At 71.2% G+C, this 14,763-nt stretch carries 13 protein-coding genes; 6 read left to right on the top strand and 7 right to left on the bottom strand.

The features are described 5' to 3' along the window. Positions 1-261: 261 nt before the first annotated feature. Together HTV45_RS02400 and HTV45_RS02395 are read left to right on the top strand one after the other, a co-directional pair. Positions 262-897 carry a DUF4232 domain-containing protein gene (locus HTV45_RS02400; protein ID WP_215203899.1) on the top strand — a complete coding sequence of 212 codons (636 nt, stop codon included), beginning with the start codon at positions 262-264 and terminating at the stop codon, positions 895-897. 253 nt (positions 898-1,150) lie between these two features. Next, entirely contained in the window at positions 1,151-1,354 is a 204-nt protein-coding gene (locus HTV45_RS02395) for a DUF397 domain-containing protein (protein ID WP_215203898.1), read from the top strand. Positions 1,355-1,528: 174 nt separating this feature from the next. On the opposite strand, the gene HTV45_RS02390 is transcribed toward HTV45_RS02395, so the two are convergent. The 5 genes from HTV45_RS02390 to HTV45_RS02370 all read right to left on the bottom strand — a co-directional run bounded on the left by HTV45_RS02390 (position 1,529) and on the right by HTV45_RS02370 (position 7,312). Beyond that, entirely contained in the window at positions 1,529-3,220 is a 1,692-nt protein-coding gene (locus tag HTV45_RS02390) for a bifunctional uroporphyrinogen-III C-methyltransferase/uroporphyrinogen-III synthase (protein WP_215203897.1), read from the bottom strand. After that, entirely contained in the window at positions 3,217-4,176 is a 960-nt protein-coding gene (hemC, locus tag HTV45_RS02385) for a hydroxymethylbilane synthase (RefSeq protein ID WP_215203896.1), read from the bottom strand. The genes HTV45_RS02390 and hemC overlap by 4 nt, the downstream gene beginning before the upstream one ends. Continuing rightward, a complete protein-coding gene (locus HTV45_RS02380) occupies positions 4,173-5,960 on the bottom strand; it encodes a glutamyl-tRNA reductase (RefSeq protein ID WP_215203895.1) in 1,788 nt (595 codons plus the stop codon). Before HTV45_RS02380 ends, hemC begins: the two co-directional genes overlap by 4 nt. Further along, positions 5,957-6,724: a redox-sensing transcriptional repressor Rex gene (locus HTV45_RS02375; RefSeq protein ID WP_215203894.1), complete on the bottom strand. Its 768-nt coding sequence runs from the start codon at positions 6,722-6,724 to the stop codon at positions 5,957-5,959. The genes HTV45_RS02380 and HTV45_RS02375 overlap by 4 nt, the downstream gene beginning before the upstream one ends. 300 nt (positions 6,725-7,024) lie before the next feature. Next, the gene (locus HTV45_RS02370; protein ID WP_215203893.1) at positions 7,025-7,312 is read right to left on the bottom strand and encodes a glutaredoxin family protein; all 288 of its coding nucleotides are present in this window, start codon (positions 7,310-7,312) and stop codon (positions 7,025-7,027) included. Positions 7,313-7,407: 95 nt separating this feature from the next. Here HTV45_RS02370 and HTV45_RS02365 point away from each other — a divergent pair, with 95 nt between their 5' ends. Further along, positions 7,408-8,319, top strand: coding sequence for an HAD family phosphatase (locus HTV45_RS02365; protein WP_215203892.1), 912 nt, complete (start codon positions 7,408-7,410; stop codon positions 8,317-8,319). 235 nt (positions 8,320-8,554) lie between these two features. On the opposite strand, the gene HTV45_RS02360 is transcribed toward HTV45_RS02365, so the two are convergent. After that, positions 8,555-9,790, bottom strand: a complete 1,236-nt coding sequence (locus tag HTV45_RS02360; RefSeq protein WP_215203891.1) for a glycosyltransferase family 87 protein — start codon at positions 9,788-9,790, stop codon at positions 8,555-8,557. Between the two features lie 130 nt (positions 9,791-9,920). On the opposite strand from HTV45_RS02360, the gene HTV45_RS02355 reads away from it, so the two are divergent. Continuing rightward, positions 9,921-11,063 (top strand): glycosyltransferase family 4 protein, encoded by a 1,143-nt coding sequence (locus tag HTV45_RS02355; protein ID WP_215203890.1) that lies wholly within the window; start codon positions 9,921-9,923, stop codon positions 11,061-11,063. 144 nt (positions 11,064-11,207) lie between these two features. Here HTV45_RS02355 and HTV45_RS02350 read toward each other — a convergent pair whose 3' ends face one another. Then, on the bottom strand, positions 11,208-13,004 hold the full coding sequence (locus HTV45_RS02350) for a long-chain fatty acid--CoA ligase (protein WP_215203889.1): 1,797 nt from the start codon (positions 13,002-13,004) through the stop codon (positions 11,208-11,210). Between the two features lie 296 nt (positions 13,005-13,300). On the opposite strand from HTV45_RS02350, the gene HTV45_RS02345 reads away from it, so the two are divergent. Beyond that, the gene (locus HTV45_RS02345; RefSeq protein WP_215203888.1) at positions 13,301-14,098 is read left to right on the top strand and encodes a metallophosphoesterase; all 798 of its coding nucleotides are present in this window, start codon (positions 13,301-13,303) and stop codon (positions 14,096-14,098) included. Between the two features lie 104 nt (positions 14,099-14,202). Beyond that, a complete protein-coding gene (locus HTV45_RS02340; RefSeq protein ID WP_215203887.1) occupies positions 14,203-14,646 on the top strand; it encodes an SRPBCC family protein in 444 nt (147 codons plus the stop codon). Positions 14,647-14,763: the final 117 nt, after the last annotated feature.

The following is a 14,763-nucleotide window of genomic DNA, read 5'->3' as shown; positions in this document are numbered from 1 at the left end:
TCACCGCTACGGTCAAGCCCGCCGGGTCACGAAACCGTCCCGGCGGACGACGGCTGCGGACAGACGGAAATCGGTACGGGAACCGCCGTGCCGGCCGGGATTCCCGGGTGGTGGTCTGCGCCGCTCCCGTCTCGCCCTGTAACAGGAGTGTATTGGAAGGAAGTTGGGCTGAACTCAAGATCGGACCGGCGAGTCCTGGTGTACAGAAGCGCTCGCCCGCAGAGCCGGGGCGGCACACCGACCGACACCGAGGAAGACACCATGCGCGTCAACAAGTTCGCCATCGCAATCCTGTCCGTTGTCGCGGGTCTCTCACTCACCGCCTGCCAGAACGACGACGACGCCGCCACGGCCCAGGACGGCTCGCCCGCCGCGTCCGCCCCCTCCTCCTCGAACGCCGGCCCGAGCTCGGGCGGCTCGGATCAAGGTGCCGCGAAGGACTCCGCCGGGGAGAGCCCGGACCAGGTACAGAGCGCGACCGGCAAGTGCCGCACCGACGAACTGGAGGTCACGGCGCAGGACAGCACCATCGGCGGCGACGAGGACAACACCGTCGCGGTGACGTTCACGAACGGCGGCGGCCGGGACTGCTCGATCGCGGGCTTCGCCGGTGTCGACCTGGAGACCAACGCGGGGACGGTGTCCGCGGAGCGCGCGGGTGAGCCGGCTTCCGCCACCGTCCTGAAGGACGGCGAGTCGATCTCCTTCTCCATTTCCTACCCGGCCAACGACACGGGCGGCTCCGGCGCCCGCATCACCGGGCTCGTGGTGACCCCGCCGAACGAGACGAAGTCGGTCACCCTCGACTGGCCGGGCGCCGCCTCACTGCCCGTCACGGACGGCTCCGGCTCCCCGGTGCGGGTCGGCCCGATCGGCAGCGCCGGCCAGGGCGGCTGACCGGTACCGGACCCCCTGCACCTCACGCAGGGAACGGCACACGCGGTAGGGGGCTGCCTCGGTGGACAGCACGGGCGGGCACGGGCTCAGGCCGCACTCGCCACCACGCTCGTTGTACTCGGTCCGTACCGGCAGTCGCGGCAGCGGCCGGGTTCCGGACCGCGAAACACCCATCCGCTACGGGACCATCCGGGCTCAGGCTTCTCACCCCTCGGGAGTCGCTGGCCTTCATCGAGAAAGTGCTGGGAGAGAAATGATCCACAAACCCTCAAGGGAAGGCACCGCTCCCGAGTGGATAAAGAGCAGCTACAGCACACCTGACGGCCCCGGCTGCGTCGAGGTGTCCACCGCCCCCGCGCGCATCCTCGTCCGCGACTCCAAGAACCCGAACGGCCCCCGCCTCACGCTCACCCCCACCACCTGGACGGCCTTCCTGCCGTACGCCTCTCCTTGCTGACGGAGTAGACGCACGTGGCCCGCATGCACGGGTGCGGGCCACGTCTGCGCGTGTCGGCCATCTCCCGAACCCTCTGCAACGCCTCGGCGCAACACAGTGAACGGGGTACCGCAGTGATGACGTCGGAGGCCGGACGAAGACGGGGCGCCCCCGAGAAGAGCGCCCCACCTCACCTCACGTCGTCGACCGGCGTCTGCGCGACCCCGGCCGGCGCTCGCTCGGCCTCGTCACCGGGTCACCGGCGTCGAGTGCGGCCGCGCGGCGGCGGGTGCCGAAGTCGGCCAGGGCCTCCGCCAGCTTGTGGACGGAGGGTTCCGGCGACATGACGTCGACCCGCAGACCGTGTTCCTCGGCCGTCTTCGCCGTGGCCGGGCCGATGCACGCGATCACCGTCACGTTGTGCGGCTTGCCCGCGATGCCGACCAGGTTGCGGACCGTCGACGACGAGGTGAACAGCACCGCGTCGAAGCCGCCGCCCTTGATCGCCTCACGGGTCTGAGCCGGCGGCGGCGACGCGCGGACCGTGCGGTAGGCGGTCACGTCGTCGACCTCCCAGCCCAGTTCGATGAGGCCGGCGACCAGGGTCTCCGTGGCGATGTCGGCGCGCGGCAGGAAGACGCGGTCGATCGGGTCGAAGACCGGGTCGTAGGGGGGCCAGTCCTCCACCAGGCCCCGGGCGGACTGCTCGCCGCTCGGCACCAGGTCCGGACGTACACCGAAGTCGATCAGGGCCTGGGCCGTCTGATCGCCCACCGCGGCGACCTTTATACCGGCGAAGGCACGCGCGTCGAGCCCGTACTCCTCGAACTTCTCGCGGACCGCCTTCACCGCGTTGACCGACGTGAACGCGATCCACTCGTAGCGGCCGGTGACCAGGCCCTTGACCGCGCGCTCCATCTGCTGCGGGGTGCGCGGAGGCTCCACCGCGATGGTCGGCACCTCGCTCGGCACGGCACCGTAGGACCGCAGTTGGTCGGAGAGCGACGCCGCCTGCTCCTTCGTGCGCGGGACGAGCACCTTCCAGCCGAACAGCGGCTTGGACTCGAACCACGCCAGCCGGTCGCGCTGGGCGGGGGCGGAACGCTCACCGACCACGGCTATCACCGGGCGGCCGGCCTCAGGCGACGGCAGCACCTTCGCCTGCTTCAGCGTCTGCGCGATCGTGCCGAGCGTCGCCGTCCAGGTGCGCTGCCGGGTCGTCGTACCGCCGACCGTCACCGTCATCGGCGTATCGGGCTTACGTCCGGCGGACACCAGTTCGCCGGCCGTGGCCGCGACGGTGTCCAGCGTGGCGGAGACGACCACCGTGCCGTCCGACGCCCCGACCTCCGTCCAGCACCGGTCCGACGCCGTACGCGCGTCGACGAACCGCACGTCCGCGCCCTCGGCGTCGCGCAGTGGCACTCCGGCGTACGCAGGCACGCCGACCGCGGTGGCGATACCGGGCACGACCTCGAACGGCACCCCGGCCGAGGCACACGCCAGCATCTCCTCGGCGGCGTACGCGTCGAGCCCGGGATCACCGGACACCGCACGCACGACCCGCCTGCCGCCCCGCGCGGCCTCCATGACAAGATGTGCCGCATCCCTCATCAGGGGGACACCGGCGGAAGTTGACGCGCCGTCAACGACCGTCAGTTGGGGCGTGCCCGGGACCGGCGGATCGGCCTCCGTGTGCACCTCGGCGACGCCCTGCCTGGCGTGTCGGCGCACGACGTCGAGGACATCGTCCTCGGCGACGAGGACGTCCGCGTTCGCCAGCGCCTCCACGGCACGCAGGGTCAGCAGTCCCGGATCCCCGGGTCCGGCACCGAGGAAGGTGACGTGCCCGTGTTCCGGAGGGGCGGGAAGGGTGGTGGGGCTCACTGTGCTCGCTCCCCCATCAGACCGGCCGCGCCCTGGGCGAGCATCTCGGTGGCGAGTTCGCGACCGAGCGCCATCGCCGCCTCGTACGTCCGGGGCACGGGACCGGTGGTGGACAGCTGCACCAGGGTGGCACCGTCGGTCGACCCGACGACACCCCGCAGGCGCATTTCCTTGACGATCTGCCCGTCGCTCAAGAGGTCGGCCAGCGCCCCCACGGGTGCGCTGCAGCCGGCCTCCAGGGCGGCGAGCAGGGAACGCTCGGCCGTCACGGCGGCCCGCGTGAACGGGTCGTCGAGTTCGGCGAGCGCGGCGATGAGCTCCGCGTTGTCCGCGGTGGTCTCGACCGCCAGTGCCCCCTGGCCGGGGGCGGGCAGAATCGTGTCGACCGACAGGAAGTCGGTCACCTCGTCGCTGCGGCCGACCCGGTTCAGCCCGGCGGCGGCCAGCACCACCGCATCCAGCTCGCCCTTGTGGACGTACCCGATGCGGGTGTCGACGTTGCCCCGGATCGGGACGGTCTCGAAGTCCATGCCATGGCTGCGCGCGTAGGCGTTCAGCTGCGCCATGCGGCGCGGCGAACCGGTGCCGATGCGTGCGCCGCGCGGCAGGTCGGTCAGCTTCAGCGCGTCGCGCGTGACCATCACGTCGCGCGGGTCCTCGCGCACCGGTATGGCCGCCACGACCAGTTCGTCGGGCTGCGTGGTGGGCAGGTCCTTCAGCGAGTGCACCGCGAAGTCCACCTCGCCGCGTGCCAGCGCCTCCCGCAGGGCGGCCACGAACACACCCGTGCCGCCGATCTGCGCGAGGTGCTCGCGCGAGACGTCGCCGTACGTGGTGATCTCGACGAGCTCCACGGGCCGTCCGGTCACCTGGCTCACGGCATCCGCCACCTGCCCGGACTGGGCCATGGCGAGCTTGCTGCGCCTGGTCCCCAGCCTCAGTGCCTTCTCAGTCATCCCGGCCCTCGGTTTCTTGCGTTTCGCTTCTCGGTGCTTTCCTCGGCGCGGGAGACGGAGGCCACCGTCTCGGGGTCGAGGTCGAACAGGGTGCGCAGCGCGTCGGCGTACCCGGCGCCGCCGGGCTCGGCCGCGAGCTGCTTGACCCGAACCGTCGGGGCGTGCAGCAGCTTGTCGACCACACGCCGCACGGTCTGTGTGATCTCCGCGCGGTGTCTGTCGTCCAGGCCGGGCAGCCGCCCCTCCAGACGGGCGATCTCTCCGGCCACCACATCGGCCGCCATGGTGCGCAGCGCGACGACGGTCGGCGTGATGCGCGCCGCCCGCTGTGCCGCCCCGAACGCGGCGACCTCGTCGGAGACGATACGCCGGACCTGGTCCACATCGGCAGCCATCGGAGCGTCCGCGGAGGCTTCCGCGAGCGATTCGATATCGACCAGCCGCACTCCGGTGACCCGGTGCGCGGCCGCGTCGATGTCACGCGGCATGGCGAGGTCCAGCAGGAACAGTACGGGTTCCGGGCGCGGCGGCTCGGCCACCGGTTCGGGGCGGCGCCGTTCCGGGATCCGGCCGGCCGTGGAGGCGGCAGCGGCCAGCGCGCCGATCAGTTCGGCGTCGGCCTCGGCGTCGGCTTCCGGACCGCCGCGGCCCGCCTGGCCGCCCTGCCGGCGGTCGACGGTCGGCCCCGCGGCCCACGCCGCGTGCTGTTCCAGCGTCGCCGCGTCCATACCGGCGACCGCCGCCTCGCCCATGACGGAGAAACCGGGCGCCACGGCGGACAGGTCGAGCGGGCAGTCCTCGTCGGTGCCGGCGGAGGCGGGCGGCAGCGGGGTCCGCGCGGCGGTACCGCCGGCGTCCCCGAGGACGGCGAGGTCGTCGCTGTCGTCGCTGTTGTCGAGGTTGTCGAGGTTGTCGAGGTCGACGACGGCCCGCCGGCCGCCGGTACGGCTCTCGACACCCGCCGCGACCGCGTCGCCCGTGAGGACCAGCCCCGTCGCGCCGGTGCAGGAGACGACGACATCTGCACGTGTCAGCTCGAACGGCACCGAGGCCATCGGTACCGCGCGGGCCAGCACGTTCGTGTCGTCGCCCTCGGTGAGGATCTGCACCAGCCGCTCGGCGCGGTCCGGCGTGCGGTTGGCGATGACGATCTCGGCGACACCGGCCCGCGCGAGCGTGGCCGCGGCCAGCGAGGACATCGAACCGGCACCTATGACCAGGGCCTTCTTGGCGTCCGCCCAGTTCTCGACGGGCGCGCCGAGGGCGAGCTGCTCCAGGCCGAAGGTGACCAGGGACTGCCCGGCACGGTCGATCCCGGTCTCGGAGTGGGCGCGCTTGCCGACCCGCAGCGCCTGCTGGAACAGGTCGTTGAGCAGCCGTCCGGCGGTGTGCGTCTCCTGCGCGCGGGCGAGCGAGTCCTTGATCTGGCCGAGGACCTGCCCCTCGCCCACGACCATCGAGTCCAGCCCGCAGGCCACCGAGAACAGATGGTGGACGGCCCGGTCCTCGTAGTGCACGTAGAGATAAGGAGTGAGCTCTTCGAGGCCGACGCCGCTGTGCTGGGCGAGCAGCGTGGACAGCTCGGCGACACCGGCGTGGAACTTGTCGACGTCGGCGTACAGCTCGATGCGGTTGCAGGTGGCGAGGACCGCGGCCTCGTCCGCGGGCTCCGCGGCGACCGTGTCCTGCAGCAGCTTGGTCTGCGCGTCCACGCCCAGCGAGGCCCGCTCCAGCACGCTGACCGGCGCGCTGCGGTGACTCAGTCCGACGACGAGGAGACTCATGCCGGCATCACGGCGGGTACGTCCCCGTCGGGCCCCTGGTCGGTGGCGGAGTCCTTGCGCACGGGGGCGGGAGCGGCCGCGGCGGCTTCCGCCGCGGCCTCCTCACCGGCCTTGCGCTGCTCGTGGAAGGCGAGGATCTGCAGCTCGATGGAGAGATCGACCTTGCGCACGTCGACGCCGTCCGGCACGGACAGCACGGTCGGCGCGAAGTTGAGGATGGAGGTGACCCCGGCGGCCACGAGGCGGTCGCAGACCGGCTGGGCCGCACCGGCGGGAGTCGCGATGACGCCGATCGACACACCGTTGTCCTGGATGATCGACTCGAGTTCGTCACTGTGCTGCACCGGGATGCCGGCCACGGGCTTCCCCGCCATCGCCGGGTCGGCGTCGATCAGCGCGGCGACCCGGAACCCACGGGAGGCGAACCCGCCGTAGTTGGCGAGCGCGGCGCCGAGGTTGCCGATACCGACGATCACGACCGGCCAGTCCTGGGTGAGGCCGAGTTCACGGGAGATCTGGTACACGAGATACTCGACGTCGTAACCGACGCCCCTGGTCCCGTACGAGCCCAGGTAGGAGAAGTCCTTGCGCAGCTTCGCGGAGTTGACCCCCGCGGCGGCCGCGAGCTCCTCCGAGGAGACCGTGGGCACCGAGCGCTCGGAGAGCGCGGTGAGGGCGCGGAGGTACAACGGAAGCCTGGCGACGGTGGCCTCGGGAATCCCTCGGCTACGGGTCGCCGGTCGGTGAGTTCGGCCAGTTGCCACGGTGCTCCTGCGGGTAGAGCGGGGCTTCAGGCGGTCATACGTCAGGTCATACGTCCCCGGACCGCCCCGTCGGAAGCAGGCTATGTCTTTGTGAACGCGTGCACAAAGATGGTGTCCGATTTGCCCGGCCAACGTGACCGGGGTCACGCAAGCCCGGCGCACTCGCACAGAACCGGCGCACAAGCACCGCCGTCCCTTTTCTTTCGGGGGCAAAACCGCACACTCTCCTCTGCGAATCCCGCCCCCGAGACCAAGTCACCATCGATCCTAAGCTACTTTCCGCCAGATTGGACTGGCCGGTCAGTCACCCAGCGCCTTGCGGAGACGGTCCTCGTTCACCCGCCAGAAGGTGTGCTGGGCGCCGTCGACGAGCACGACGGGGATCTGCTCCCAGTACGCGTCGTACAACTCCTGGTCCCGGGTGATGTCCTTCCGCTCCCACGGCACGCCGAGCTCGGCGCACACCTTCTCCACCACCACCTGCGCGTCGTCGCACAGATGACAGCCGGGCTTGCCGATGAGGGTGACGAGCCGGTCCCGCGGCACGGCCGGGGTGTTGCGGCGGAAGAGAGGACTCATACGGGCCATTGTCGCCCGCGCGGCAACGCCGTGGCCCCGGAGAGTTCACGACGCCGGAACCTCTCGGCTCCGGAAGTCCGTGGCCGACTGGCTATGCTCACGCCATGGCCGCTCTCGGATGGCTCACTCCCCGTAAGCGCTCCGCCACGGCGCGGAGCGTGTTGGCAGGCGAGGCCTCGGCGGAGGCAGCACGCAAGTCCACCCAGGAAGTTCTCGAACGCGAACCCGAGTTCCCGGTACCCGGTGACGAGCGGGCCGCGGCGTTCTTCGACCTGGACAACACCGTGATGCAGGGCGCCGCCCTGTTCCACTTCGGGCGCGGACTGCACAAGCGGAAGTTCTTCGACACGCGCGAGCTCGCGCGGTTCGCCTGGCAGCAGGCGTGGTTCCGGCTGGCCGGGGTCGAGGACCCCGAGCACATGCAGGAGGCCCGCGACTCGGCGCTCTCCATCGTCCGGGGTCACCGCGTCCGCGAGCTGCAGTCCATCGGCGAGGAGATCTACGACGAGTACATGGCCGAGCGGATCTGGCCGGGCACCCGGGCCCTGGCCCAGGCCCACCTCGACGCCGGGCAGCGGGTCTGGCTGGTCACGGCGGCACCGGTGGAGATCGCCACGGTGATCGCCCGCCGGCTGGGGCTGACCGGCGCACTGGGCACGGTCGCCGAATCGGTCGACGGCGTGTACACGGGCAAACTGGTGGGCGAGCCGCTGCACGGTCCGGCCAAGGCGGAGGCGGTACGCGCCCTGGCCCTGGCCGAGGAACTGGACCTGGGCCGCTGCGCGGCGTACAGCGACTCGCACAACGACATCCCGATGCTGTCGCTGGTGGGCCATCCGTACGCGATCAACCCGGACTCCAAGCTCCGCAAGCACGCCCGCCGTATGGACTGGCGTCTGCGCGACTACCGCACCGCCCGCAGGGCCGCCAAGGTCGGCATCCCCGCGGCGGCGGGCGTCGGCGCGGTGGCCGGCGGCACCGCCGCAGCGATCGCCCTGCACCGCAAACGCCGCTGACCCCACCCCACCGCGGACACCCCCACCACGCGCCGCCGCCCCACCGCGGACACCCCCACCACGCCCTCCTCTGACGCCCCACCACGCGCACCCGCCCCACCGCGGGCAGTCGTGCCGCTGGGGCGGCACGGGTGGGCGCGACGGCACCCCGCAAGCGCCGGGCTGCGCAACCACCCCCCGGCCCACACCAACTCCGCGGACCCCCGAACCCCGCGAACCCCCGAACCCCGCGGGATCAGGACGACACCGGCGCCTCCGACGCACGCGCCGTCCCGGACGCCACAGGAATCACCCGCCGCTCCGCAACACTCGTACGCCACACCACCCGAGCCGCGACCAGCGTCGCCACCACCAGCAACCCATTACGCAGCACCAGCAGCGAGATCCCCAGGGCGTCACTCGCCACCACATGGGCGAACCACACCGGAAACTCCAGCACCGTCACCAGACAAGCCACCAGCACCATCCCCACCGGCACCCCCATCCGGCTCCCCCGGAAACAGAGACAGACCGCGGCAACCCCCACCAGCCACACCATGTACTGCGGACTGATCACCCGACTCGTGACCGTGAACATCAGCACCCCCACGAACGCCGCGTCAGCGACCGTGTGCGCCTCGAACCGACTCGCCAGCACCCGCCACAGCACCAGCCACGCCAGCGCCGCCCCCGTCAGGAACAGCGCCCCCGTGCTCACCCAGCTCACATAGGGCCCGAGGAACTCCACCGACCCGTAGTTGAGCAGCACCTCGCCCTCCCAGCCGTGATGCCGCGCGACATGGAAGACCAGCGCCCCCAGCGACTCCACCTCCGTCCCCCGGTCCCGCTGGAAGCCCAGAAACGCGAACGCCCCCGGCATCAGCACGGCGAACAGCGCCGCCACCCCGCCCGCCGTCACCACCGCCGACACCCACGCCCCACGCTCCCGCACCGCGAGCAGCAGCAGCGCCGGCCATACCTTCACCAGTGCCCCGAACCCGACCAGCGCCCCCATCACCCGCGGGTGCCGGACGCCGGCCAGCAGCGCGGCCACCGCCACCGCCGTCACCATCACGTCGTAGCGCGCGTACACCGTCGGTCCGAGCAGCGGCACGCCCGCCACCCACACCCAGGCACCGCGGCGCGTCCGCCCGGTACCGCGGCCGGCGTGCAGCAGCAGCGTCAGCGTGACCAGGTCGGCGACGAAGGCCAGCAGGAAGAACGCGGTGGCGTACTCCAGGAACGGCAGCAGACCGGGGGAGAGGATCGCCAGCGCCGCGGCGGGCGGATACTGCCAGGTCACGTCGTCCAGCGGGAACGTTCCGGTGCTCAGCACGTCGTACCAGCCCCGGTAGATCACCGACACGTCACTCGTGACGTCCGGCCCCGGAAAGACGATCACCTTGAGCACGTACAGCAGCAGCGCCGTCCTCGTCAGCCCCCAGATGACCAGAAGCCCTGCGAGGGACCCTCGTGCGGCCGTCGTCTTCACGTGATGCCTGCCCGTCCGGTGTGCTGTCGTCGCCGTCGTGAGGGGCCATGATGTCCCGGACGCCGGTGTACGTGCCACCGACCACCGCCGGGACGGATGACGTGATCGCGATTCGATAGGGTCTGCGGCGATGCACAAGACCCTGATCGTGACCAACGACTTCCCGCCCCGGCCCGGCGGCATCCAGGCGTTCCTGCACAACATGGCGCTACGGCTCGATCCGGAGCACCTCGTCGTCTACGCCTCCACCTGGAAGCGCTCCCGGGAGGGCGCCGAGGCGACCGCCGCCTTCGACGCCGAGCAGCCCTTCACCGTCGTGCGCGACCGTACGACGATGCTGCTGCCGACCCCGGCCGCCACCCGGCGGGCCGTCGGGCTGCTGCGCGAACACGGGTGCACCTCGGTGTGGTTCGGGGCGGCGGCTCCCCTCGGCCTGATGGCACCGGCACTGCGCCGCGCGGGCGCCGAGCGGATCGTGGCCACCACCCACGGCCACGAGGCCGGCTGGGCCCAGCTGCCCGCCGCCCGGCGACTGCTGCGCCGTATCGGGGAGTCCACGGACACGATCACCTACCTCGGCGAGTACACCCGCTCCCGGATCGCCTCCGCGCTCACTCCCGAAGCGGCCTCCCGGATGGTGCAACTGCCGCCCGGCGTCGACGAGAAGGCCTTCCACCCCTCCTCGGGCGGCGACGAGGTGCGGGCACGGCTCGGCCTGACCGACCGCCCCGTGGTCGTCTGCGTCTCCCGGCTGGTGCCACGCAAGGGGCAGGACACTCTCATCCGGGCGATGCCCGCGGTCCTGGCCGCCGAACCGGACGCCGTGCTGCTGATCGTCGGCGGCGGCCCCTACGAGAAGGAACTGCGCCGCCTCGCCCACGACACCGGCGTGTCCGCGTCCGTCCGCTTCACCGGCTCCGTCCCCTGGTCCGAACTGCCCGCCCACTACGGCGCCGGTGACGTCTTCGCGATGCCCTGCCGTACCCGGCGCGGGGGCCTGGACGTCGAGGGCCTCGGCATCGTCTACCTGGAAGCCTCCGCGACCGGCCTCCCGGTCGTCGCCGGCGACTCCGGCGGCGCCCCCGACGCGGTCCTCGACGGGGAGACCGGCTGGGTGGTCCCGGGCGACGACCCCGCCCACACGGCCGACCGCCTCACCACCCTCCTCGCCGACGGAGAACTCCGCCGCAGCATGGGACAACGGGGTCGCACATGGGTCGAGGAGAAGTGGCGCTGGGACCTCCTGGCGGAGCACCTGAAGAAACTGCTCTGAGGGGTGGCTGCCCTGATCCGGCTGTTCTGAAGAACGCCGTCAGGAGCAGCGCCTCAGGGGCGCGGGGAACTGCGCGCCAGGCCCCACTCGACCCGCACCCGCCGACGACGCTCGCGAGGCACCCCCACAGCGCCCCGCCCCCGCCTACTTGGCGTAGATCGCCTCGATCTCGTGCGCGTAATCCTTGGCCACGACGTTCCGCTTCAGCTTCAACGACGGAGTCAGATGCCCCGACTCCTCGGTGAACTGCGCGGGCAGCACCCGGAACTTCCGCACCGACTCCGCCTTGGAAACCGCCGCGTTCCCGTCATCGATCGCCGACTGGATCGCGGCCAGCAGATCCGCGTCCTGGCTCAGCGCCGCCGCCGTCGACCCCTCCGGCTTCCCGTGCTCCGCGCACCACCGGCCCAGGAACTCCTCGTCGACGGTGACCAGCGCGCCCACGAACGGCCGACCGTCGCCCACCACCATGCACTCTGCGACCAGCGCGTGCGCCCGGATCCGGTCCTCGATGACCGCCGGGGCGACGTTCTTGCCGCCCGCCGTCACCAGTATCTCCTTCTTCCGGCCGGTGATCCGCAGATAGCCGTCCTCGTCCAGCGTGCCGATGTCCCCGGTGTGGAACCAGCCGTCGGCCAGCGCCTCGGCGGTCGCGGCCGGGTTGTTCCAGTACTCCTTGAACAGGTGCTCGCCGTGCAGCAGCACCTCGCCGTCATCGGCTATCCGGACGACCGAGCCGGGCAGCGGCTGCCCGACCGTGCCGATCTTCTGCCGGTCCCAGGGGTTGAACGCGGTGGCCGCGCAGGACTCGGTCAGTCCGTAGCCCTCCAGCACGCTGAAGCCGATACCGCGGAAGAAGTGGCCGAGCCGTTCACCCAGGGGCGCGCCGCCGGAGATCGCGTACTCGCCGCGCCCGCCCAGCACCGCGCGCAGCTTGCCGTAGACCAGCTTGTCGAACACCTTGTGCTTGATCTTCAGGCCGACCGGCGGCCCGGACGGCGTGTCCAGGGCCTGGCTGTAGGCGATCGCCGTGTCCGCCGCCTTGTCGAAGATCTTGCCCTTGCCGTCGGCCTGCGCCTTGGCCCGCGCCGAGTTGTACACCTTCTCGAAGACCCGCGGCACGCCGAGGATCAGCGTCGGCCGGAACGAGGCCAGCTCGTCGGTGAGGTTCTTGATGTCCGGCACGAGGCCCAGCTTGATCGGCGCCACCATCGGCGCGATCTGCACCATCCGCCCGAAGACGTGCGCGAGCGGCAGGAACAGCAGCACCGAGCACTCCCCGGTGCGGAACAGCGGGCGCAGCCGCTCCACGATGTTGCCGCACTCGGCGAAGAAGCTGCGGTGGGTCAGCACACAGCCCTTGGGGCGGCCGGTGGTGCCGGAGGTGTAGACGATGGTCGCCGGGTCGTCCGCCTTCGCGACGGAGCTGCGCTCGTCGACCGTCTCCTCGGCGACGCCCTTGCCGAGCCGGTTCAGCTCGTCCAGGCCGCCGGCCTCGATCTGCCACAGGTGCTTCAGCTCCGGCAGCCGGTCGCGTACGGACTCCACGGTCGCCGCGTGGGTGTCGAGCTCCACGAAGCAGGCGGTGACGCCGGAGTCGCTGAGGATCCACGCCACCTGCTCCGCCGAGCTGGTCTCGTACACCGGCACGGTGACCGCGCCGGCGCTCCAGATCGCGAAGTCCAGCAGCGTCCACTCGTAGCGGGTGCGGGACATCAGGGCGACCCGGTCACCGGGCTGCACACCGGCGGCGATCATGCCCTTCGCGGCAGCCCGCACCTCCGCGAGGAAGGTCGTGGACGTCACGTCCTGCCAGGTACCGCCGACCTTGCGGGCGATGACGGCGACATCGGGATGCTGCGCGGCGTTGCGGCGGACGATGTCGGCCAGATTGCCGTCCGCGGGGACCTCGTACAAAGCCGGAAGGCTGAACTCGCGCAAAACTGCTGCTCCTCTTAGGGCGCCGGCGCCACGACGTTGTGCGATGCGACGGTGCGGTCCAAGGCTCGGGCGGGTGCTCGCGAATTCACAAGTTGAAATCCCGAGCATGACTGGACTGCCCGGACGTTACCCGCCGGTATGGCCTCTACGACAGGGGGTCCCCGCCAGATGTTCGCTGCGTCACACAGGTTGGTGTTCCATTGCGCACAGTAGTCCACCCCTGAACCGCCGAGCCAGTAACCGCAGGTAGGCCCGCCATTGTTCACGCGTGCCGCACACGATTACGCTTGATCGCCATGGCATCCACACCTGGCGGAAACCGGCGCACGCGCGTCCACGTGGTCAGCGATGTGCACGGCAACGCCCGCGACCTGGCCCGGGCCGGCGAGGGCGCCGACGCACTGATCTGCCTGGGCGACCTGGTGCTCTTCCTCGACTACGCCGACCACTCGCGCGGCATCTTCCCCGACCTGTTCGGCACGGAGAACGCCGACCGCATCGTGGAGCTGCGCACCGCCCGCCGCTTCGAGGAGGCCCGCGACTTCCAGCGGGGGCTGTGGGCCGGCATCGGCATGGACAAGCCCGCCGCGATCGAGACGGCGGTCCGCAAGCAGTACGCCGAACTGTTCTCCGCCTTCCCCACCCCTACCTACGCCACCTACGGCAACGTCGACGTACCACCCCTGTGGCCGGAGTACGCGGGCCCCGGCACCACCGTCCTCGACGGCCGGCGGGTGGAGATCGGCGGCTGGACCTTCGGCTTCGTCGGCGGCGGCCTGCGCACCCCGATGCGCACGCCGTACGAGATCGACGACGAGGAGTACGCGGCGAAGATCGAGGCCGTCGGCGAGGTCGACGTGCTCTGCACGCACATCCCGCCGGAGGTGCCGGAGCTGGTCTACGACACCGTCGCCCGCCGCTTCGAACGCGGCAGCCGCGCCCTGCTGGACGCCATCCGCCGCACCCGCCCCCGCTACTCCCTCTTCGGCCACGTGCACCAGCCGCTGGTACGGCGGATGCGGATTGGCGCCACCGAATGCGTGAACGTGGGGCACTTCGCGAGCACCGGACGGCCCTGGGCGCTGGAATGGTGAGGCCGGAAGGGGCGGATGCCCCAGGTCGGGGGAGTTCGCCCGGCCCAACGCACGGTAGCCTTCCGCTGCACGCATACCGGCCCGCATCCGGAGGAGCCACGGCGATGGCGGAACACACCAGCTCGAGCATCACGATCGAGGCGGCACCGGCCGACGTCATGGGGGTGATCGCCGACTTCGACCGCTATCCCGACTGGACGGGTGAGGTGAAGGAGGCGGAGGTCCTCGAGACCGACGAGCAGGGCCGTGCCGAGCAGGTGCGCCTCGTCATGGACGCGGGTGCCATCAAGGACGACCAGACCCTGGCATACACCTGGACCGGCGGCCACGAGGTCTCCTGGACCCTGGTCAAGTCCCAGATGCTCCGCTCCCTCGACGGCTCCTACACCCTCACCCCGGCGGGCCCCGACACGACCGAGGTCACCTACCGCCTCACCGTCGACGTCAAGATCCCCATGCTCGGCATGATCAAGCGCAAGGCGGAGAAGGTCATCATCGACCGAGCCCTGGCCGGCCTGAAGAAGCGAGTGGAATCAACCCCGGAGTAACACCCCTCCCCGTTGCGGTCAGTCGTGCCGCCGGGCCAACCACGCCCCCCCCAGCTGCGGGCAGTCGTGCCGCTGGGGCGGCACGGGCGGGCGCTGGGGGTGCCCCCTCTGGGGGAG

It is taken from the genome of Streptomyces sp. CHD11, from assembly GCF_018638295.1.
Lineage (GTDB): Bacteria > Actinomycetota > Actinomycetes > Streptomycetales > Streptomycetaceae > Streptomyces.
Note: the sequence above shows the minus strand (reverse complement) of the source record. Positions and strands in the feature narration are given on the sequence as shown.

Coding starts and splice junctions, on each gene's coding strand:
- HTV45_RS02400 (WP_215203899.1), top strand. CDS start 262: ATGCGCGTCAACAAGTTCGCCATCGCAATCCTGTCCGTTGTCGCGGGT.
- HTV45_RS02395 (WP_215203898.1), top strand. CDS start 1,151: ATGATCCACAAACCCTCAAGGGAAGGCACCGCTCCCGAGTGGATAAAG.
- hemC (WP_215203896.1), bottom strand. CDS start 4,176: ATGACTGAGAAGGCACTGAGGCTGGGGACCAGGCGCAGCAAGCTCGCC.
- HTV45_RS02380 (WP_215203895.1), bottom strand. CDS start 5,960: ATGAGTCTCCTCGTCGTCGGACTGAGTCACCGCAGCGCGCCGGTCAGC.
- HTV45_RS02370 (WP_215203893.1), bottom strand. CDS start 7,312: ATGGCCCGTATGAGTCCTCTCTTCCGCCGCAACACCCCGGCCGTGCCG.
- HTV45_RS02365 (WP_215203892.1), top strand. CDS start 7,408: ATGGCCGCTCTCGGATGGCTCACTCCCCGTAAGCGCTCCGCCACGGCG.
- HTV45_RS02355 (WP_215203890.1), top strand. CDS start 9,921: ATGCACAAGACCCTGATCGTGACCAACGACTTCCCGCCCCGGCCCGGC.
- HTV45_RS02345 (WP_215203888.1), top strand. CDS start 13,301: ATGGCATCCACACCTGGCGGAAACCGGCGCACGCGCGTCCACGTGGTC.
- HTV45_RS02340 (WP_215203887.1), top strand. CDS start 14,203: ATGGCGGAACACACCAGCTCGAGCATCACGATCGAGGCGGCACCGGCC.